Origin of the sequence: Paenibacillus sp. LX16 (assembly GCF_036252815.1) — a bacterium.
Taxonomy (GTDB): Bacteria; Bacillota; Bacilli; order Paenibacillales; family Paenibacillaceae; genus Paenibacillus; species Paenibacillus polymyxa_B.
In genome coordinates this window covers 4,949,441-4,969,602 of the sequence record NZ_CP141152.1, presented here as the reverse complement: position 1 = coordinate 4,969,602, position 20,162 = coordinate 4,949,441, and the positions used below count along the sequence as shown (strand labels likewise).

Below are 20,162 nucleotides of genomic sequence, written 5' to 3'. Positions count from 1 at the left end.
CGGTAGTGGGAAGTAGATGTGTATGCGATTTTCCCCGTAGGATGTGCCTTAAAGGCTAAAGCGATCTACGAACTGCTTGATCAGTTCATTCAATAATCCGGCGGCCTTCGTAGGAAGGCGATGATCAGCTTTCCTAAGGAAAACCAGCTCACTATTTGGTAATTGTTGATGCAATAATTTGGCATAGGGATGAAAGTGCTTATCTTCTTCACCATAAACGAGTAGGACAGGAAGATGTATTTCCCCGAGCCGTGAGGTGCAGTTGTACTTCAAGCTGTATCGATAATATTGTTCGACATTCCTGGGATTTCCCCGCTTCGCATCGTTGAATAACTTACGGAACAAAGATAGCTGTTTCGTTTGTGACCAAGCATTAGAAAGGGCAATCGTACCAATTGTGCCGATTTTGGAAAGAGCAATGCCCAAAGAAATTTTATTTCTTAGTCGCCATTCGTTTACTTCCGACATTCCACTGATAACAATGCCTCCCCATGCCCGATCTGGATAAGTCAAGAGGAATTCAAGTACTATCGAGCCTCCGGTAGAATATCCACACAGAAATACTTTCTCCAGGCTCATCCGGTCCATCAAATGTTTAATATCCAGGGCGATGAGAGGGTAAGTAACCGTTTGCTCGGAAGGCTGACTTTTACCGTGTCCTCTGATATCAAAAGCTATAGTTCGAAAATGGGGCGAGAGTCCTTGGATTTGGTATGTGAAATTTAAGCTTGTGAGTACTGGAGGGTGAATGAATAGGATGGCCATTCCTTCACCGGAATCCATATAATGCATGGAGTATTCGTTTATGTTTGTAGTAGTCATGGTTATGCTCCCTCCCTGAATGGTTTGATCTTAAATTTGGCCTATTAGATCCAAAAAATTCATGGAGGTGTATCTTTAATTGTTGTATGAGATACCTTTGTCCCGATGATCCAATGCAGGAATAATTTTTTTAGTACAAGAAAAAAATAAGAGGATCAAGTTTTTCTAAGAAAGGGACACATACATGGGCATGAAAAATAAAGTTACCATTGCAATAGTGCTAAGCTTATTGTTGTTGATCTTGGGCTGTAGAGCGGACTCCAGCCAACAGCTAAAACAACAGAGCGTGAAGCCACCTATCACAGTAAATCAAATGGGCAAAAAACCTGTCATTATGATCTTGATTGATTCTTTAATGGATAAGCCTTTGCAAGATGCAATTCAAGAAGGTCGTGCACCCGCAATGCAATATCTCCTAAATCAAGGGCAATATTTCCCGCATGTAGTGAGTTCCTTTCCCACGATGTCTGTGACAATCGACAGTACATTATTAACGGGAACGTATGCAGACCAACATCATGTGCCCGGACTCGTTTGGTACAGCAACCAAAAGAAACGCATGATTCTCTACGGCAATGGTGCCAAAGAAGCCTTAAAGATAGACCAACTACAAGTATTCTTAGACGCAATTTACCAATTAAACCAAGTCCATTTGAACAAAAAAACGAAAACCATACATGAGGAATTGGCTGACAAAGGAAAAGAATCCGCGTCCATCAATGCTATTGTCTTTAGAGGGAAAACGAAACATGCCTTAAAAGTGCCTGACTTCCTAGCGAATAGCAACAGGGTGCCAGAAAAAATGATAGTCACAGGGCCTAAATGGTTATCTTATGCAGCTCTGGCACAATTGAATCCGAAAAATAACTGGAATACTCCTTTGTGGAAAAAATTTGGGATGAACGACGAATTTTCCGCAAAAGATGCCGCTTTTCTAATAAGCCAGAAGAAACTTCCAGACGTAACCATCACATACTTTCCAGAGAATGATAATTTGGCGCATAGAAAGGGCCCGACTCAACTGGAGGGAATTGAAAAAGCAGATCAAGCACTGCAAACTGTGTTGAACGCATATGGTTCGTGGGAACAGGCTGTAAACAATGCGATATGGATTGTCATGGGTGACAGTGCGCAAAGCGCTGTTTATAATGATCGACAGGTAGCAACGGTTGATTTAAAGCCGCTTTTGAATCATTACCGCATTGCAAAATTAAGTCAACCTGTAAGAAGTGATGACCAAATCGTGATTGCCGCTAATGAACGGATGGCCTATATCTATGCAATTAACGATAACGTGGAGTTATCCAATGTGGTGAAGCTTTTACAAAATGAGGACAAGTTCGATATTATCGCTATGAAAGATGGTAAAAACAATATTCATGTTACAAAGGGGAAAACGGGTAAGCTGTTTTCTTATCATCCCGGTGGAAAATTCATCGATGAATATGAACAATCGTGGACCTTGTTGGGTGAAGAGGACCTTGTGGATATTAAGGTGAATAACAACCGGATCAAGTATGGAAAATATCCAGACGTTTTGGCGAGGTTACACGGGGGAATGAATTCACATGAAGGAAGATATGTTGTCGTCACGGTCCAACCCGGATATGAACTCGTCGGTGAAAGTTCCCCTACCCACATCGGAGGAGGAGCTCATGGATCGTTGCATGAAAAAGATTCTCTTGTCCCATTAATTATTTCTGGAACGAATACACGCCCCAAAACACTGCGAATCGTTGATATAAAAGACTGGATTCTGCAATTGGTAAACGAATAAGTATTATTCGGTTCTTGATATTAAAACCGAACTCCATTAGTATATAAGCATATAGTTATATAAGTGGAAGGGGGTCACATATTGGATCAACTTGGCTACGTAGCCGATCATTTAAAGCTATTGGGGGATAAAACTCGGCTGGCTATGCTTTCCCTGCTAAGAGAGAGAGAATGGTGTGTTTGCGAATTTGTAGATATCTTTGATATGTCGCAGCCAGCAATTAGCCAACATTTGAGAAAATTAAAGTCGCAAGGAATTGTAAAAGAAGAACGACGAAGTCAGTGGGTATACTATTCCTTAAATGTAGACGACAAGCCGCATATTCAAGCTGTTCTTGAGCGTATGCCAGACTCCAAGCATATTTTAAAAGGGCTGAATAAAGAGGAGCCGATAGCATCTTGTGGGCCGGATTCATCAGCTTGCTGCTCATCCTAAAGGCTGCTCCGTTTAACTCCTTGCAGGGATAAAGATGTTTTTAATATAAGTATATGTTTATAAGGTAATGTAATGGAGGTTTAAAACATTGATTTTGTTGGCGTGCATTATATTCTTAGCTACTTTAGTGTTGGTGATCTGGCAGCCTAAAAATCTGTCTATCGGCTGGTCTGCCTGCGGCGGTGCCATACTCGCCTTGCTGGTGGGTGTCGTCGATTTGCATGATGTTTGGGAAGTTACTCATATTGTCTGGAATGCGACACTGGCTTTTGTAGCCATTATTCTGATTTCGTTGGTGCTTGATAAAATCGGCTTCTTCGAATGGGCGGCGCTTCACATGGCACGAGCTGCGCGAGGAAGCGGAACCCGGATGTTTGTTTATGTGACCATTCTTGGCGCCGTTGTTGCTGCTTTTTTTGCGAATGACGGTGCGGCCTTAATACTGACACCGATTGTACTGGCGATGGTTCGGGCACTTAAATTGGATGAGAGAATGGTTTTTCCTTTTATCATAGCGAGCGGTTTTATTTCAGACACGACGTCGCTTCCGCTTGTGGTCAGCAACTTAGTCAACATTGTGTCAGCTGATTTCTTTGGGATCACCTTTATGGAATATGCGAGTCGCATGATTGTACCTAATTTATTTTCTTTAGCAGCCAGTATAGGGGTACTGTATCTTTTTTTTCGCAAAAGAATTCCGAAAACGTTTGATGCGGCACAATTAATCACGCCTGCGGAAGCGATTAAAGATCCAAAAATGTTCCGTATGTCCTGGATCGTTCTCGCGGTTTTGTTCGTTGGCTACTTTGCATGCGAATTTTTTAACATTCCCGTTTCGGCGGTGGCTGGTATTATTGCTATCTTTTTCTTACTGATGGCGCGTAGAAGCCCTGCAGTGCCGATGAAAGAAGTCATTAAGGGCGCTCCATGGGCTATCGTATTTTTCTCCATCGGAATGTATGTTGTGGTGTATGGTCTACGTAATGCCGGTTTGACGGATCTGCTGGCCCATGTGATTCAAGCGGCTGCTGATCAAGGTATGTTTGTGGCCACCATGGGCATGGGTTTTATTGCGGCGATTATCTCGTCGGTCATGAATAACATGCCTACGGTCATGATTAATGCGCTTGCCATTGATGCCACCCATGCAACCGGTATGGTCAAAGAGGCGTTGATTTATGCTAACGTGATTGGATCGGATCTGGGGCCGAAAATAACTCCGATCGGTTCATTAGCCACGTTGTTGTGGCTGCATGTGCTTCGTTCGAAAAACGTAAAAATTTCTTGGGGGACTTATTTTAAGACAGGCATTGTCTTAACCATCCCTACACTTTTTATGACCCTACTGGGCTTATACCTGTGGTTAGTCATTTCATAATTGAACATTGAAGGAGACATTAATGATGGAAAAGAAGACAATTTACTTTTTATGCACTGGTAATTCTTGCCGCAGCCAAATGGCAGAAGGCTGGGCCCAAAAATACTTGGGAGACCATTGGAATGTATACAGTGCGGGCATTGAAGCACACGGCCTTAACCCTAAAGCGGTGCAAGCGATGAATGAAATAGGGATCGATATCTCCGGTCAAACTTCAGATATTATAGATCCTGCTTTGCTGAACAGCGCGGATTTCGTTGTGACCTTGTGCGGAGATGCTGCTGATAAATGTCCTATCACACCTCCGCACGTTCGTCGTGAACATTGGGGATTTGATGATCCGGCTAAAGCACAAGGAACAGAAGAAGAGAAATGGAGCGTATTCCAGCGTGTACGGGATGAAGTCGGGGCTCGTATTCGGAAATTTGCGGAGACTGGTGAATAAACAAGGTGCACAGCTATAGTATTTCAAACAAGCACGCCTCCTTAAAGTGGTGGTGCTTGTTTGGCGTTTTTTTCCTCCACAGCAGAATACTCTTCCAGTACCTTTGTTTTATCTCCATAGATCCTATCCAAATGATCTTCTCCCCATAAGCAAAAACGATCAAGCAGATCTTTAAAATCCCATCCATATTCACTAAGCTCATATTCCACTTTGGGGGGGACTTGGTTATAAATGATGCGGTGGATGATTCCATCCTTTTCAAGCTCTCTAAGCTGTTGGGTGAGCACTTTTTGGGTGATTTTCGGAATGAGTTGACGAAGTTCGTATGTACGTTTTCTGCCGCTGGTTAAATGGTGCAGGATGATGCCTTTCCACTTTCCACTGATGACCTCCAAAGTTGCCTCGATCCCGAGCATATAGGTTTTGGCGTTGTCTTCCATAGACTTTCCCCCTCCAATTTGTAGTACTAAAAGCACTAAGGAACCTTAAAGTACCTACAGTACATTGAAGTGCGTACTTCACACTTTAATCTATAACACCCATAATAGCATCTGTAGACAGGGTTCACCAATTATGAGGAGAAAGAAGGTTACGGATACATGAAAGTTCTATTGGTCGTCACGCATCCTAGAGAAGATTCACTTACCCTCGCGGTCATGAATCGTTTTGTAGAGGGATTGAAAGAGAATAAGCACGAGGTAGATATTTTGGACTTGGATCGGGATGGATACAATCCGGTGTACAGCGCTGCAGATGAGCTGGATTGGAATACGACCCATAAACAATATGCTCCTGAAACGCGGAAAGAGATGGATAGAATTGCAGCTGCGGATGCTCTGGTCTTTGTGTTTCCACTATGGTGGTACAGTGTCCCTTCCATGCTAAAAGGGTACCTGGATAAAGTCTGGAACAAAGGTTTACTTCAGGAATTTACGACGAAGCAGGTTTTGTGGATGTGCTTGGCGGGAGGGACGAAAGAACATCTGATCAAGTATGAATATCACGATTTGGTTACTAATTATTTGAATAAAGCCATTGCTGGTTACGCAAGAGTAAGAGAGTCCAAGGTGGAGTTCTTCTATGATACTTTGTCCGAGTCGAAAGAATACATTGAAGGTTTACTGGAGCACGCTTATCAATTAGGTCGGGCATATAAGTGAATTTTATTCTGATAACAATGAGAGTTTAATATTATTGGGGATTTTTGCAAAATCCTGATTATGGAAAAAGGGTTAAGGCTCGTTAGACGGCACTTAACCCTTTTTTATTTCACAGACGAGACTCTATCCTTTTATAGGTTCGTGCATAGGTGCTGACGGTGCCCCTTGTATAGATAACGCGCCGCTAGGTGTGCTTGCTGGAACAACGGGATGTGGTAATCCCCTTTCAGAAGCAGTGCCCGCAGTCTGCTTGGCCAGCTTCTGTTTCTCCCATAGGGCTCTGGCGATCACCAGCATGGAGAGTACACCCACATATAGTAACAGAGAGCCGAGTTCGGGAAGCATCTCTTGCAAAGGTGCACCACGCAGACCCATGGTACGAAGGAATTTGTACATCCATACAAAGGGGAAGAAATCACCGATTTGAATCGCTAAAGGTGGAAACAGTGATCTGGAAAGAACAGCCCCTGATAGAACAAAAGCAGGCATGAGTATCATCACCATTCTGCCGATAGCTATTCCCGGATGTGCTGCCCCCCATGCAACCAGGACATTGATACAAACGGTACCGAATACATACAGGACAACTGGAATTATAAAGAGAATCGGATTGGCCTCGAAACGGCCTCCCCCAAACACTTTAAGCATCCCGAGAGAGAAGATTAAGCCAGCTGTCGAAAACAGCGTATAAGGAAGCATACGCAGCAGGATGTTGAACGGATTTTGCAGCTCAGCAGCCAGCCTCTTGGAAACCCTGAGTCTGGCGACTAGAGGTAAGCTATTTATATTCAGTATCATAAAAGAGAACATACAAGTGAATGCAAGTATCGTCGTATTCTGATAATCATTCGTTGGATTAAACAGGGAACGTACCTCCAAGGCGATACCATTGAGGGCCCCTTGGGCCTGTTCAGCGTTCATCCCGGTTTTCAACATAGCTGGAACAGACAGTTCCATATTCTCGGAAACGCTAATTTCCTGCATAGCTGTGCGAATCGAAGTAATAGATTGAACATTGGTGTTATCAAGAATGAGACCGACCCGGCTGGAAAGGGAACGATTGTGATTATCCTCTAAACCGTGCGGCAAGGAAATAACAGCCAAATATTGCTCATGATAAAAATACTGTTCAGGGTTGTCTGTATACGAAACAATCTCAGCTACGTTCATATACGGGGAAGCATCTATTTTCTGAATGAACTCACGGCTGTAAGCTGTGTTATCTTGATCCACCACTACCACGTTAGCGTCGTTAATTTGGCTGCTTGGGAGCAACAGTGAATACCCCAGTACGGCAATCAACGGGAAGATAATAGCTATAATCGGATACTTGGAGTGAACCAGATACGACCATTCATCACGAAGAGATTTCATTTGTATTCACCTCAACTGTCATGCCTGGTAGCAAAGCTGCTTCTCTTGTTACATATACACGTACCTGGAATGTAGCGGTATCTGCTTCTCCTTTTTCACGGGACATCTTCACATTAGCGAATTGTGGTGCAGCAGTTACATAGCGTACCGTACCTTTCAAGTCCTTATTGAGACCAGAGATATGAGTTTTAATTTCTTGATTGGCCTTGAATTTCCCCGCTTGTTCTTCATTCACATAGAGATCGTAATATAAATCGTTGGTTTCCAGGGTAATCACAGGAGCACCTTGCGCCACATTTTCGCCGACTTTGGTACTAATCGAAGTCACCTTGCCATCCTGTGGTGCTTTTAACACCAGGCGTTCTTTTTTGAGCAGCAACGTTTTAAGCTGAACTTCCTGTGTTTCTTTTTGTTGCTTTAAGAGGTCAATAGCCAGCTTCTGATCTGCCAACTGTTGACGACTCTGCTGAATGGTTTCAAGCTGGGTTTTGGAACGATCGACGGACAATTGGGCACCGCGAATTTCTTCCTCGGCTTGTTTTACCGAAACGGCTGCTTGTGTCGTCTGTTCACTGGCCTGCATACGTTCTTCAGAAGTGGCGCCATGAAGTAGCTTTTGAAGAGACTCTTTTTGCTGGCTCAACTGATTTGTCGCTAAAGTCAAAGAGGATTCGGCATCATCCAACGCTGCTTTGGATGCACTTCCTGCATCATAGAGTGCTTTATTACGCTCATAGTTGGTCTGCGCCGTCTGAACGTTTTTGGTTGCTGAGGCTACGGCAATTCGTTGCTGCTGAACATCTTCATCCCGAGCCCCGTTATTGACCTGTTGTTCCGCAGCAGTGGCTTGGCGCTCAGCCGCTTGTGCCCGCTGCAATGCCGCCTGACTTTTACTCTCAGTCACTTGAGCTTGCGCGATATCTAGCTGTGCCTGTTTTTCCTGAGTTGCTGCTCGTGTATAGCCTAAATTGATGGATTGTTGTTGTTGGCTGATTTGCGTATTGAACTGGGCAATTTGTGTCCGCAGCTGCTCAATTTGCAGATCCACATCTGTGGAATCCAAAGTCATAAGGACAGTTCCTTTTTTCACCTTCGTTTCTTCTGTTACCGGGATGTTCAGGATTTTGCCGCCTACTTGTTCAAAAGATACATGAATGCTATCCGCATTTAGTGTTGTGCCTTTAACGGATCGCGAAGCATTGACTTGATCTTGTCCGTTGGTCTGGAGCAGGAACCCCCCGCCGATAAGACAGGCAATAGAAATGAGAGGGATGATGAGGCTGGTGACTTGTGTGCGATTCATGGGTAATACGCTCCTTAGATTCATAAAATGGGTTAAACATAGACTCGAATAAATATCCTGATATGTACATTTTATTTATTCTTTTATTTAATAATTTAAAAGTTAGTCGGCTAACTAAAACGCAAAATTAAAACTTATTCTGGTTTTGCTGCTTTATATATCTCTTTTGCTTGAGGGATGCCGCTTTCTATCTTTTTCAGTAACGTCAGGAGCAGCTCTTTTTCATCGGTGGACAGGTGGCTCATCAGTGTGGAAGTGCATGTAAAATGTATAGGCAGCAGTCTTTCCATCATTTCTGTTCCTTGTTCTGTCAGTTTAACAATGCTCATACGGCGGTCGGAAGGATGAACAGATCGAATAATAAGCCCATCGCGTTCCAGGCGGTCAAGCAGACCGGTAACGGTAGGCTTGCTAACCCCTACTTTCTCCGCAAGCTCTGTAGCCAGCAATCCTGTATGAATGTTGCGGTACAGAAGAATTAATATCGAAAATTTCCCATGAGATATACCGAACTTCTCAAATCCCTCAAAGCTGACTTTAAAGACGCTGGAAGATACCCGCATAAAAAATAGCATAGCTTCTGTCGCTCTTACATCAATCTCGGGGATACGCTTAGAAAATTCTTGTAGCGCCTCACGAGTGGGCAAGTCCCGTAAATCAAAATCCATAGGGTTCTCCTTTCTCCTTACAGTATGTTCCAATCGACAAATTAGTTAGCCGACTAATCTTAATCTATTCAAAAATGAATTTCAAGCTAAATTTTGTTAATCGTCATGCGATTTTTCACCATATGGAGGTTGTTCGTGCAATGGTTCAAGCTTTTCCCTACATTGATATTTACAATGAAGTGCTTGATAATAAGTGGATATCGCACGAGACCAAAAACCCAAAAGTGAGGAACCTGGAATGACGACAAAATTATACTACACTGCTCCACATCTTATGGAGTGGGACACTCATATTACACAGAGCATGGAAAGAGACGGAAAATATTTGGTTATGCTGGAGGAAACGGCCTTTTATCCGCATGGTGGAGGCCAGCCTTGTGATACAGGAACAATTCAGGGCGTCCGTGTATTAGATGTTGTTCTCGAAGAAGGGGACATTTGGCATCAGGTAGAGCGTTTGCCGGAGGATCGGAAAGTAGCCTGCCGATTGGATTGGGAGCGCAGATTTGATCATATGCAGCAGCATAGCGGGCAGCACTTGCTGTCAGCGGTTTGTCTAGAGTTGTTGGGTGCGCGTACTGAAAGCTTTCATCTGGGACAAGAATATGCCACGATTGATGTGAACTGTTCGGATATAACGCCTGCGCAGCTATCGGCAGTCGAGCAGGAAGTAAATCAGCAAATCTATAGTAATCGCAGCATAAAAAGTTATTTTGTAACCCGTGAGCAATTGAAGGACATTCCGCTTGTGAAGACGCCCAAAGTGACAGAAAATATTCGGATTGTCGAGATCGAGGGCATTGAATATAATGCTTGCGGCGGCACACATGTAGCTCAGACCGGGGAAATTGGGATCATTAAATGCTTAAAATGGGAGAAGCAGAAGGGGATGGCAAGAATCCATTTCAAATGTGGCGCTCGCGCACTCCAGGATTTTAACGATAGTGTTCAGATATTGGACGTGTTATCTACGAAGTTCAATACCGGGCGAAAAGATATTTTGACCCGATTCGAAAAGTGGGAGCAGGAGCATAAGCAGCTTAAGGCGCAAGTGGAGCTCCTACAAGAGGAAAATGCTTCGTACCAGGCGAAAGAGTTGCTATCTGCTGTGCAGGGGCATGTTCTTGCTCATGTATTCGAACAAAAATCCCTTCAGGACATGCAGCAATTGGCGACCAAGCTGACAGCTGAGCATGATTTGCTTGTTCTATTTGCCACAACAGCAGAAAACAAAATCCTTCTGGCACATAACGGCACCCAGTCTGTTAGCTGCGGAGCATTTTTGAAAGAGAATCTGGGTGCATTTCACGGTAAGGGGGGCGGTAGCAACCAATCAGCTCAGGCTGCATTCCCGTCCCGTGAAGACCTTTTAAATTTCTTTGAAACGGCCCAGCGCCAGTTCATTCAGGGCTGATGTAATGGAGGATTAGTGGCGTAGGGGAAGCTTCCACTTTTCCTTTTCTGTAAATAAAATAAAAGAAAAAATAAGTGCAACAACAGCGCCCCAAACGGCTTTATCCCCAATTGTCAAAGTTAGAAATCCCCCCAGCAAGGCTCCTACCAAGAAGGCTGCCAGGATAACACCATAACGCATCGCTCGAATGGCAGCGTTCGTGTCCTTGGTCGTTATAGCGACATACACAGCCTCGATAGCTGATCGGAGGTTACCGGTGCTGACCGTGGAGGTGTACGGCACATCAATGAGCTTGCGGAAGGAAGTCATTTGTACGGAAGCGACGAACGAGACGATCACCACCACTACCGTATTGGGAACTTCTTGCGGAATCAGTCCCACGATGAAAAAAATTGCAATTTCCAATAAAATAATTGCGCGGGTCCAGTCCGGAGTTAGACGGTGGGTTGATTTTCGTTTAATCCCTTCAGCAACAAAAACGCCCAGTGAAAAGGCGATCAGGGGTGGGATATAGGATAACGCCTGAATCCAGTGCCCCTGAATGACTTTGACAGCCAGCAGCACGATATTGCCTGTCTGTGCGTTGGCGAAAACACCGCCTCTTCCAACAAAGGTATATGTGTCCAAAAAGCCCCCTACTAATGATAGTAAGGCGCCCAGTCGTAACGATTCGGACGTTACCTGATGTAAATGGATTTTGCCTTTCATAATCACGGCATATAAGCCTCCTATGCTAAACGTCGATTCTTTAAAGCTAACACGAAAATCCAGGACCATACAATTAAATTAGTCACTTTAGCATGAAAATGACACAAAGAAGCCACATCAGGTCCCATACAATAGAAAGGACGTGATGCGGCTTGTTGCGTGTTGTTTAAAGTGCCACCTGGAACTTCGAGAATGCGCTTATTGCAGAGCTTGAACGAGGGCTTTACCAAACTCCTCAGCACCATCCGGGCCATCGGCCGTGATAATATCGCTATGCGCAACGACATGCTGCGCCACATATTCGGCTTTATGCGATTGGAGCTGATCTTTTTGTACATCCACTGGATAGCATGTAGCCGTTCTGCCAGAGAGCAGTCCGGTTTGAGCCACGGCTACAGAGCCTGCGCAGATGCCAGCCAATAAAGTCTTTTGCTCATGAGTTTGTTTCAGCAAAGCTTGGAGATCCGCGTTATTCCACAGATGGTCATTCGTACCTGATCCGCCGATCACAGATACTACATCATAATCAGCCAGCACAGCGTCTGTAAAAACAAGATCAGCTGTCGCTTTACCGTTGTAGTCACCCGTGATTTCGCCTGTTTTTGTACTAGCTAGCGTCACAGTAACACCTGCTTGCTCCAGTGCTTCCTTTGGTTTAAACAATTCATCCTCATTAAAGCGCTCTGGGGGTATAATAAAAAGAGCTTTTTTACTCATATTGTATTCCTCCTTGAATGTGTAACGTTATCTACTATTGTAGGGTGGACTCGTCAGGCTGTGAAGAATGCACTTTCAAGTACGGAGGTTACCTGCAGGTTACTATTAGAGTGCAAGACCATGATGATTTAAAAGGAGTTAGTTGATATATGACTGATACGCTGAGAGAAGAAATACGGGAGAAAATCGTTAACGGAGACTATAACTGCGAAAAGGAACTAACCTTGTCAGTGTTAAGTGGAAAGTGGAAGGTCGTCATTTTATGGCATCTGGGTGTGGAAGGGGCGCACCGTTTCAGTGACCTGCAAAGGCTGTTTCCGAAGCTGTCGCATAAAGTGCTGACCAATCAGCTGCGGGAGTTGATGGAGGACGGTATTGTGCACCGGGAAGTGTATCCCGAGGTACCTCCAAAGGTGGAGTATTCGATGACCGAGCTGGGAATGACGATTTTACCCATTGTGGAGATGATGTATGACTGGGGGAAAAAACGGGTGCAATCCATTCGTGAGGAAATGCAACGCAGCGGTGAGGGGGACGTTTAAAGTTCCTTCATATGAAAAATAGAACGCCTTGCACTATGAGTACAAATTGCACTTAGAGCAAAGGCGTTCTTTGGCATGTTAGCAGTCTGTGTGTGTTTATCATGTTAGTTTAGGAAAAATAACTGTAGCCCATATGGATCATTGCTTTTCAAGTGCTGGTAGAACCTCAATCCAGCGTGTAGCCCAAGTACCGATATGGTCAAACAAAGGAGCTAAATCGCGTCCCTTATCTGTAAGAGAGTATTCAATCCGTACAGGCTTCTCAGGATAAACCATACGTTGTATGATTCCTTCTTCCTCCAGCTCTTTCAAACGGTCCGAAAGGACCTTTCCACTTAAATTAGGAATTGAATTCTCAATAGCGACGAAACGTTGCGGACCATTAGTTAGTTGAAATACGATCAACACCGTCCAACGCTTGCTTAGTAGCTCCATAGCCTTTTCAAACCGTGGGCACATCTGCGGAATGTTCATATGATCACCTCATGCTCCTATTATTAACGATTCACTGTTAAAAGTAAATGATTTTACTTTACATAAATTTATTACTTGACGAAACGGAATGATATAAATATACTTTGTTACATAAAGTAACTTATTAGCTTTGATACGGATATCCATATATGAATACTTAAAATTTGAACTTATTTTGATATTATTAATAATGTAACTAAATGGACAGGTGCGGACTAATCGTTGAGGTCATGGTTTGGGCGTAGGGGGAAGTCAGATGAAGCTGGAATGTGAAGTGTGCGTAGTTGGAGGAGGACCCGCAGGGACTCTGTTATCCTGCCTACTGGCGGAGCAGGGTGTTTCAACGATATTGGTTGAGCGGCAGAGCGTGCCCGGAAAGGCTTTCCGCGGTGAAATTTTAAATGATGAGGGTCAGGAAGTGATCCAAAAACATAAGCTGCTCGAACAAATTCATGAGGACTATGTTCTCGCCTCCACAAGAATCGAATATTGGGAGCATCAGCAGCAGGTGAAGACGGTCAAGCCAGCATCAGCAGATGGTAATGTGGGGGTTCATATTCCACAGCCTCGATTTTTGGAGGCTTTGCTCAAGCAGGCGTCAACCTATGAGTCCTTCCGTTACCTGGCGTGTACAACGGTGACTGCGTTGGAAGGTAACAGCGAGCAGGGCTACACGGGCTTGATCGCCCGCGATAAGAACGGTCATGAGATCACGATTGACAGTTCGTTGATTGTAGGGGCAGACGGTCGCTATTCGACTGTGCGCAAGCTGGCGCAGATGCCTGTGACAAACATTCGACACGGCTATGATCTGCTATGGGCGAAAATTACGGCACCTGCTGGGTGGGAGCCCGTCACTCGTCTGGCACGGGTCAATGGAGGTCAGTTGGCTTTATTCTCTCAGGCTGAGGGATATATTCAAATTGGCTGGAATGTAGAGGAAGGCAGCTTTCCAACCCTATTTAAGCAATCCTTTGAACCATTTATACAACTGTTTACAGAGGCTTTTCCAGATTTGAAGCATAGTGTGCATGATCATATTCGTTCATGGAAGGACTTCGTACCGTTGGATATTTTCAGCAGCCGCAGTGACACCTGGGCGCAGAACGGACTGGTCCTTATTGGAGATGCGGCGCATACCATGACACCTACCGGAGCTTTTGGCTTGAATGCAGCTTTGAAGGATGCCGATGTGCTAGCCAGTGAGCTTCTTCGTTTACGACAGAAGAGCTATACCGCAGGAGACCTAAAGGCGTTCGAAGACGGACGACGACAAACTGTCACCGAGCTTCAGGAACGGCAGCTGACGATGGAATCCACGTTTCATGAACATTTCTTACACTTAGTTCAATGATTTATGACCCTGACAATGCGATTAGCCTTTGAAGAATTAGGCATTTTCTATATAGAGCTCATATAAAGGATGGTGCAGAGTGATGAACCAAAAAGATGTAGCTACGCTACTTAACGATAAAATTCAAACCGTTCGCGGAGTGCAATCTTCGACGATTTTGGTAGGACCGATCAAGCTGCCAGTTAATTTGGAAGGAGAAACGGTTGTTTTTCAGTGGTACTGCTGGTTGCCCGTACGGGATGAGGAAGATCGTCAGGATTTACTGAATGCCACCGCTGAGACGATTGTGAAGCGATTGTCCACACTGGATTTGGCAGAGGGACAACAGTCAAGCGTTTTGGTGTACGGTGATCTTCAACAGTCGGAAAATGCATTAGTTCGCATGCATAGTATTTGCCATACTGGAGATATTTTTGGTAGCAAGCGTTGTGATTGCGGATTTCAACTCCACCAGTCCATGAAAATGATCGTGGAACATGGAACGGGTGCATTGTTCTATCTGGCTAATCATGAAGGCCGCGGAATCGGTTTGTTTAGTAAAGCAATGGCATATATTCTGCAGGAAGAAGGCATGGATACTGTAGAAGCCAATCATCAATTGGGTTTTGAAGATGATACACGCAACTATGCGGATGCCATTAGTGTGCTCCGTCACCTGAGACAAAAACCTGTAACCCTGATTACAAATAATCCTAAAAAAATGGATGCTTTGAAGAAGTCGGGTATGAATGTGGCGGGTCGCATGCCGCTCTGGGGCGATGTGTCGCAATATAATGAACGGTATTTGAATACAAAAGTGGAACGATCCGGCCATTTGCGGGATTCCGATCTCAGGGAGGTTCTATGACCACTCACGAAAAATATATGCGACTGGCACTGGAAAATGCCAGAAGTGCAAAAGGGCAAACAGAACCGAATCCGCTCGTCGGATCAGTCATTGTTAACAACGGTCGTATCGTTGGGATCGGCGCTCATCTGAAGCCCGGCGAGCCACATGCCGAGATTCATGCGTTGCGTATGGCGGGTGAACACGCTCAGGGAGCGACGATTTACGTAACGCTGGAGCCGTGTTCCCATCACGGCCGGACAGGCCCGTGCGCGGAAGCGATTGTGAAGGCTGGCATTCGTCGAGTGGTGATTGCAGCGCTGGACCCGAACCCGCTGGTTTCCGGCAGAGGGGTGCAGATTTTGAAAGATGCAGGCATTGAGGTCATTGTCGGAGTATGTGAGCAGGAATCCATCCGCATGAATGAAGTGTTCAATCAATATATCGTGAGCAAGCGTCCTTTTATTACGATCAAATCAGCAGTAACGCTGGACGGTAAAATTGCAACTCGGACCTCGGAAAGTAAGTGGATTACATCTGAGGCTGCACGGGAAGATGTGCATCGTCTTCGTAACGAGCATGTGGGAATCCTGGTCGGTGTACAGACGGTGATTCACGATAATCCTCAGCTTACGACTCGTCTACCGGAAGGACGGAATCCGATTCGTATCATTTTGGATAGCAAGCTTCGTACTCCATTGGATGCCCGTGTCATTACAGATGGGGAGGCACCTACCTGGATATTCACAGGACGCGTTTATGATGAAGGCAAGCGTAGTCAGCTGGAACAGCTGGGTGTAAAAGTATATCCGACACAGGATGAAAACAGCGATCGGGTTAACCTGCCGCAAATGCTGGATATTCTGGGTACAGCGGAGGTGTCATCGGTGTTCGTGGAAGGCGGAGCCGAGGTGAACGCTTCGTTCGTGCAGGAAGGGCTGGCAGACAAGCTGGTTCTGTATATTGCACCGAAGCTGGTTGGAGGGCGCGCAGCCCCGGGCTTTCTCGGGGGAGAGGGCGTGTCTGCGATGAGCGATGCGGTGGCATTGCAGGATTTGAGCGTGACACAGGTGGGCGTAGACTGGAAGATAGAAGGGTATTTTGAGCGGGAAAAATGAGTGTTATTTGTGGGTGAAGAAGGCGCTCCGCGAAGGGGTTGATCTTCCGATCGCTGTTGCAGTAGGATTCTTCGGATTGTATAAGACATTTAAAGGTAAGAATCCCACGGCAAAGGCGAACGCTTACGCTTCTCCAGATTCAACCCCTCCGCTCCGCTGCTGCCCACCGTAAAGGCACTCATTTTTTCGAAATGTTGGGAGCAAGGGGGAAGGGCAAAGTACTCAAAAGCTCAAAAGCTCAAAAGCTCAAAAGCTCAAAAGCTCAAAAGCTCAAAAGCTCAAAAGCTCGTATACTTAAAAGAACAGAGAATCTGAAGGGCTAAAAGGCCTGGAGGATTCTTTTTTTATATACTAAACGTTTATTAGGGTGAATGGTTAATGGGATGAATAACTCATAGGGTGAATGTCTAATGGGGTGAATTAGAGATAATATAATTACGCATACTTGGGTTTTTCGTCCTGGTTTCTTGTATTTTTAGAGACTTTCGCCTCTTTTAGTTAGAATATAGAAATAAAAGGATTGACCTGGAAATTGAGATCGAGCACAATGAAATTGAATTCAACTTGGAAGAGAAGGGAAAAGCCTTACAGTGAAAGGGATTATAGAATTCAAAGGAGGATGTAGGTTGTGAAAAAAATGATATTATGCTTGTTAAGTGCCAGTCTGATATGTTTAGCTGCACCGGTTTCTACTAAAGCCTTTTCGGGTGAGGTCACACAAGGCGCTGGCTCATATTCAACCACACTACCTGCCGGAGCAGCAACACCGCAAAACGAGATTTACAAAACAGCGAATGTAACCAGCCCAATGCCTACCAATGACTGGTGGAGCAGCCTGGCCTGGGTACCATACTCTGAGGCTCAATATCCGCATCCCCTTGCCTTGAAAAATCAGCAAAACGGTTTACGCATCTTTAACCCGAGTGGGAAAATTACAGTAAATCCGGGATACATTGCAGGCTGGATGGATGATGTGAACGATTTTACCGTCGGCCATTCTGTAAGCGCTTCATTTCCTGATGCCAAGGTGGACGGTTTCAGCGACTGGTTTGTCAAATCATTATTTCAAAGCGGTAGCAATAAAATGAGTGCTACCTATGGACACGGCTCCCCCTATGTTTTTTTTGAGTTTGGCGGTGGCAATCCCAAGCTTTCATTTAATGGGGTGCCAGAGGTATGGTCTGGGTCAGCTAGCTCCCCTGTACTTGGCATTACGGTCAATGGCTCACACTATGGTTTGTTTGCTCCTTCCGGCAGCACTTGGTCTGGCCTCGGAACGAGTACTCTGATCAATCAATTGAACGGGAAAAATTATTTTACAGTGGCGGCTTTGCCTGACAAAACAAAAGCGACATTGGACAAGCTTCAGCAATATGCCTATTCTTTTGTTACAAACTCCAAAGCACAGTACAGCTTTAACGAAGCCTCTTCCGAGGTAACAACCACCTTTACCGTTACAACAACCGCGAAGCAAGGTACACAAGCGGGCACTATTTTTGCCTTATACCCGCATCAGTGGAAAAATTCATCACAACCCCTGCTGGGCTATACGTACAATTCTGTCCGCGGTCTGATGAAAACAGCAGAGGGTGCTTCTTTTCAAACGAAAATGAAGTTTACAGGGGTACTGCCTTCTTTGCCCGACTTGGGGTCCTACGATAAAAAAACGCTCAACAGTTATATAGACGAAGCTAAGGCGGAAGTCTACTCCGGCGATAGAGACACATACTGGACTGGAAAACGTCTGGGCAAGCTGGCAGCACTGGCACCGATTGCCGACCAGGCTGGCAATACCGAAGCAGCGACCCAGTTCCGCAATGAGATCAAAAGCCGGCTGCAGGACTGGTTTAAGGCCAGTGACAGCTCAGGAAATCTGAAAAGCTCCAGTCTATTTGTGTACAACAGCAATTGGGGGACATTAATCGGTTATCCCGACAGCTTTGGCAGTGCGGTAGAATTAAATGACCATCACTTCCATTATGGATACTTTATCAAGGCCGCAGCCGAAATTGCACGTGTGGACAAGAACTGGGCATCCGATTCCCAATGGGGACAAATGGTGCAGTTGCTCATTCGCGACATCGCCAATACCGACAGGTCTGATTCGAAATTTCCGTATTTGCGTAATTTTGATCCCTATGCCGGGCACACTTGGGCTTCCGGCCATGCCAAATTTGGCGACGGTAACAACAATGAATCCTCCTCGGAGGCGATGAATGCTTGGGCCGGTCTTATTTTATGGGGCGAGGCGACGGGAAATACTCAAACTCGTGATCTCGGCATTTATTTATATACAACGGAACTGAATGCGATTAACGAATACTGGTTTGATGTGCATGGCACAAACACCCCAGCGGGGATGCAAAGCGCGACGGCAAGCATGATCTGGGGCGGTAAAACGGTAGGGAATGCAACATGGTGGACCGATAATGCCACAGAGGTGCATGGTATCAACTGGCTCCCGATTACCTCGGCCTCCTTGTATCTGACGCAATATTCGGAGTATGCGGCTAAGAACTATAACGATCTGCTGCGAAAAAGCGGTGGGAATTTCAGTCCATGGGAAGATATTGTGTATATGTACAGAGCGATCTCGAACCCGTCCGATGCCAAGGCCAAATTCAGTGGACGCGTAGCGGCCATGACACCGGAAGCGGGGAATTCCAAGGCGAATGCCTACCACTGGATCTACAATTTGGATGCTTTAGGCAACATCGACCGCAGCATCACCGCTAATTCACCTATTTATGCCGTATTTCAAAAAAACGGTGTAAAAACTTATGTGGCCTACAACTTTACAAACCAGGTCAAAACAGTAACCTTCTCAGATGGGCACAGTATTACCGTGCAGTCGAACAGCTTTAATACCGGAAATGGAAGCGGCGGTGGCAATCCGCAGCCTGATACGGAGGCTCCATCCATCCCGGCGAATGTGCGAGTTACGACCAAAACGGCTTCGGCAGTCACTCTGGAGTGGGATGCAGCCACAGACAATGTTGGCGTTACGGGGTATATCGTTTATAAGGACGGGGCACAGACGGCAGAGATAAGCGGTATTTCCGCTTCAATTACAGGGCTAAAAGCAGCTTCCACTTACAGCTTTACCGTTAAGGCTCGCGATGCAGCTGGTAACCTATCTGCAGCAAGCCATGCTGTATCGGTAACTACGGAGGCAGCATCTGGCGGTAATGAGGGTGGCGGAGAAACGGAGGATTATAAAGTAGGAGCTCGTTTTGTCAGCGATCGTGAAGCATTGCTTCAATTTACACCCAAAACAGCCTCAGCCTATGTTGACGTGCATTATACTTTAACGGGTGGACAACAGCTCAATTACCGGATGACAAACAACGGCGGTGTCTGGGAGCAGCGGGTTACAGGCCTCGATATCGGGAAGGCTGTCAGCTATTGGTTTACCTATGAAAAGGCGGGATTGCAATACGAGACCCCTTCATTCAGCTATACACACCAGCAGATTGCTTCTACAACGACAGACGTTCCAGAACTTCCAGAACTTCCATTACCGAGCGTTGATCCTGTTTTCGAGAAAATATCCTAGTGGATCAGACCTAGGATACGAACGCGATAGTTAACTATAGAAAGAAAGACACAAGGGAAGCACATACGCTTCTCCTGTGTTTTTTTTTGTT

Annotated in this window: 19 protein-coding genes; 11 read left to right on the top strand and 8 right to left on the bottom strand. The window is 45.4% G+C overall.

Annotation, left to right across the window (positions count from 1 at the left end; all coding sequences use genetic code 11):
• Positions 1-48: 48 nt before the first annotated feature.
• A complete protein-coding gene (locus tag T3H97_RS22390; RefSeq protein ID WP_250240444.1) occupies positions 49-822 on the bottom strand; it encodes an alpha/beta fold hydrolase in 774 nt (257 codons plus the stop codon).
• 184 nt (positions 823-1,006) lie between these two features.
• Between T3H97_RS22390 and T3H97_RS22385 the strand changes: the two genes are divergently transcribed.
• From T3H97_RS22385 to arsC, 4 genes are all read left to right on the top strand, one after another.
• Positions 1,007-2,599 (top strand): alkaline phosphatase family protein, encoded by a 1,593-nt coding sequence (locus tag T3H97_RS22385; RefSeq protein ID WP_328800918.1) that lies wholly within the window; start codon positions 1,007-1,009, stop codon positions 2,597-2,599.
• A gap of 81 nt (positions 2,600-2,680) precedes the next feature.
• A complete protein-coding gene (locus T3H97_RS22380; protein WP_328800917.1) occupies positions 2,681-3,034 on the top strand; it encodes an ArsR/SmtB family transcription factor in 354 nt (117 codons plus the stop codon).
• An 88-nt stretch (positions 3,035-3,122) separates the two neighbouring features.
• Positions 3,123-4,412 carry an arsenic transporter gene (locus tag T3H97_RS22375; protein ID WP_103048322.1) on the top strand — a complete coding sequence of 430 codons (1,290 nt, stop codon included), beginning with the start codon at positions 3,123-3,125 and terminating at the stop codon, positions 4,410-4,412.
• Positions 4,413-4,437: 25 nt separating this feature from the next.
• A complete protein-coding gene (gene arsC, locus T3H97_RS22370) occupies positions 4,438-4,857 on the top strand; it encodes an arsenate reductase (thioredoxin) (RefSeq protein WP_328802870.1) in 420 nt (139 codons plus the stop codon).
• A gap of 41 nt (positions 4,858-4,898) precedes the next feature.
• On the opposite strand, the gene T3H97_RS22365 is transcribed toward arsC, so the two are convergent.
• Entirely contained in the window at positions 4,899-5,297 is a 399-nt protein-coding gene (locus T3H97_RS22365) for a winged helix-turn-helix transcriptional regulator (RefSeq protein WP_328800916.1), read from the bottom strand.
• 159 nt (positions 5,298-5,456) lie between these two features.
• Here T3H97_RS22365 and T3H97_RS22360 point away from each other — a divergent pair, with 159 nt between their 5' ends.
• Positions 5,457-6,017 (top strand): NAD(P)H oxidoreductase, encoded by a 561-nt coding sequence (locus T3H97_RS22360; protein ID WP_103048320.1) that lies wholly within the window; start codon positions 5,457-5,459, stop codon positions 6,015-6,017.
• Positions 6,018-6,140: 123 nt separating this feature from the next.
• Here T3H97_RS22360 and T3H97_RS22355 read toward each other — a convergent pair whose 3' ends face one another.
• The 3 genes from T3H97_RS22355 to T3H97_RS22345 all read right to left on the bottom strand — a co-directional run bounded on the left by T3H97_RS22355 (position 6,141) and on the right by T3H97_RS22345 (position 9,362).
• A complete protein-coding gene (locus tag T3H97_RS22355; RefSeq protein ID WP_328800915.1) occupies positions 6,141-7,391 on the bottom strand; it encodes an ABC transporter permease in 1,251 nt (416 codons plus the stop codon).
• Positions 7,375-8,694, bottom strand: a complete 1,320-nt coding sequence (locus T3H97_RS22350; protein WP_328800914.1) for an HlyD family secretion protein — start codon at positions 8,692-8,694, stop codon at positions 7,375-7,377. The genes T3H97_RS22355 and T3H97_RS22350 overlap by 17 nt, the downstream gene beginning before the upstream one ends.
• A gap of 134 nt (positions 8,695-8,828) precedes the next feature.
• Positions 8,829-9,362 carry a MarR family winged helix-turn-helix transcriptional regulator gene (locus tag T3H97_RS22345; protein ID WP_328800913.1) on the bottom strand — a complete coding sequence of 178 codons (534 nt, stop codon included), beginning with the start codon at positions 9,360-9,362 and terminating at the stop codon, positions 8,829-8,831.
• Between the two features lie 238 nt (positions 9,363-9,600).
• Here T3H97_RS22345 and T3H97_RS22340 point away from each other — a divergent pair, with 238 nt between their 5' ends.
• A complete protein-coding gene (locus T3H97_RS22340; protein WP_328800912.1) occupies positions 9,601-10,776 on the top strand; it encodes an alanyl-tRNA editing protein in 1,176 nt (391 codons plus the stop codon).
• A gap of 12 nt (positions 10,777-10,788) precedes the next feature.
• On the opposite strand, the gene T3H97_RS22335 is transcribed toward T3H97_RS22340, so the two are convergent.
• Both T3H97_RS22335 and T3H97_RS22330 read right to left on the bottom strand, forming a co-directional pair.
• Positions 10,789-11,490, bottom strand: coding sequence for a YoaK family protein (locus T3H97_RS22335; RefSeq protein ID WP_322175943.1), 702 nt, complete (start codon positions 11,488-11,490; stop codon positions 10,789-10,791).
• Between the two features lie 192 nt (positions 11,491-11,682).
• Positions 11,683-12,201, bottom strand: a complete 519-nt coding sequence (locus tag T3H97_RS22330) for a DJ-1/PfpI family protein (RefSeq protein ID WP_272639155.1) — start codon at positions 12,199-12,201, stop codon at positions 11,683-11,685.
• Between the two features lie 149 nt (positions 12,202-12,350).
• On the opposite strand from T3H97_RS22330, the gene T3H97_RS22325 reads away from it, so the two are divergent.
• On the top strand, positions 12,351-12,743 hold the full coding sequence (locus T3H97_RS22325) for a winged helix-turn-helix transcriptional regulator (RefSeq protein ID WP_134904074.1): 393 nt from the start codon (positions 12,351-12,353) through the stop codon (positions 12,741-12,743).
• 138 nt (positions 12,744-12,881) lie between these two features.
• Here the strand turns inward: T3H97_RS22325 and T3H97_RS22320 are convergent, their stop codons facing one another.
• Positions 12,882-13,217: a winged helix-turn-helix transcriptional regulator gene (locus T3H97_RS22320; protein WP_023990392.1), complete on the bottom strand. Its 336-nt coding sequence runs from the start codon at positions 13,215-13,217 to the stop codon at positions 12,882-12,884.
• A 256-nt stretch (positions 13,218-13,473) separates the two neighbouring features.
• On the opposite strand from T3H97_RS22320, the gene T3H97_RS22315 reads away from it, so the two are divergent.
• The 4 genes from T3H97_RS22315 to T3H97_RS22300 all read left to right on the top strand — a co-directional run bounded on the left by T3H97_RS22315 (position 13,474) and on the right by T3H97_RS22300 (position 20,071).
• Positions 13,474-14,571: an FAD-dependent monooxygenase gene (locus T3H97_RS22315; RefSeq protein WP_328800911.1), complete on the top strand. Its 1,098-nt coding sequence runs from the start codon at positions 13,474-13,476 to the stop codon at positions 14,569-14,571.
• A gap of 82 nt (positions 14,572-14,653) precedes the next feature.
• Positions 14,654-15,418: a GTP cyclohydrolase II gene (locus tag T3H97_RS22310; protein ID WP_328800910.1), complete on the top strand. Its 765-nt coding sequence runs from the start codon at positions 14,654-14,656 to the stop codon at positions 15,416-15,418.
• Positions 15,415-16,515, top strand: a complete 1,101-nt coding sequence (gene ribD / locus T3H97_RS22305; protein WP_328800909.1) for a bifunctional diaminohydroxyphosphoribosylaminopyrimidine deaminase/5-amino-6-(5-phosphoribosylamino)uracil reductase RibD — start codon at positions 15,415-15,417, stop codon at positions 16,513-16,515. Before T3H97_RS22310 ends, ribD begins: the two co-directional genes overlap by 4 nt.
• 628 nt (positions 16,516-17,143) lie before the next feature.
• Entirely contained in the window at positions 17,144-20,071 is a 2,928-nt protein-coding gene (locus T3H97_RS22300; protein ID WP_328800908.1) for a glycosyl hydrolase, read from the top strand.
• Positions 20,072-20,162: the final 91 nt, after the last annotated feature.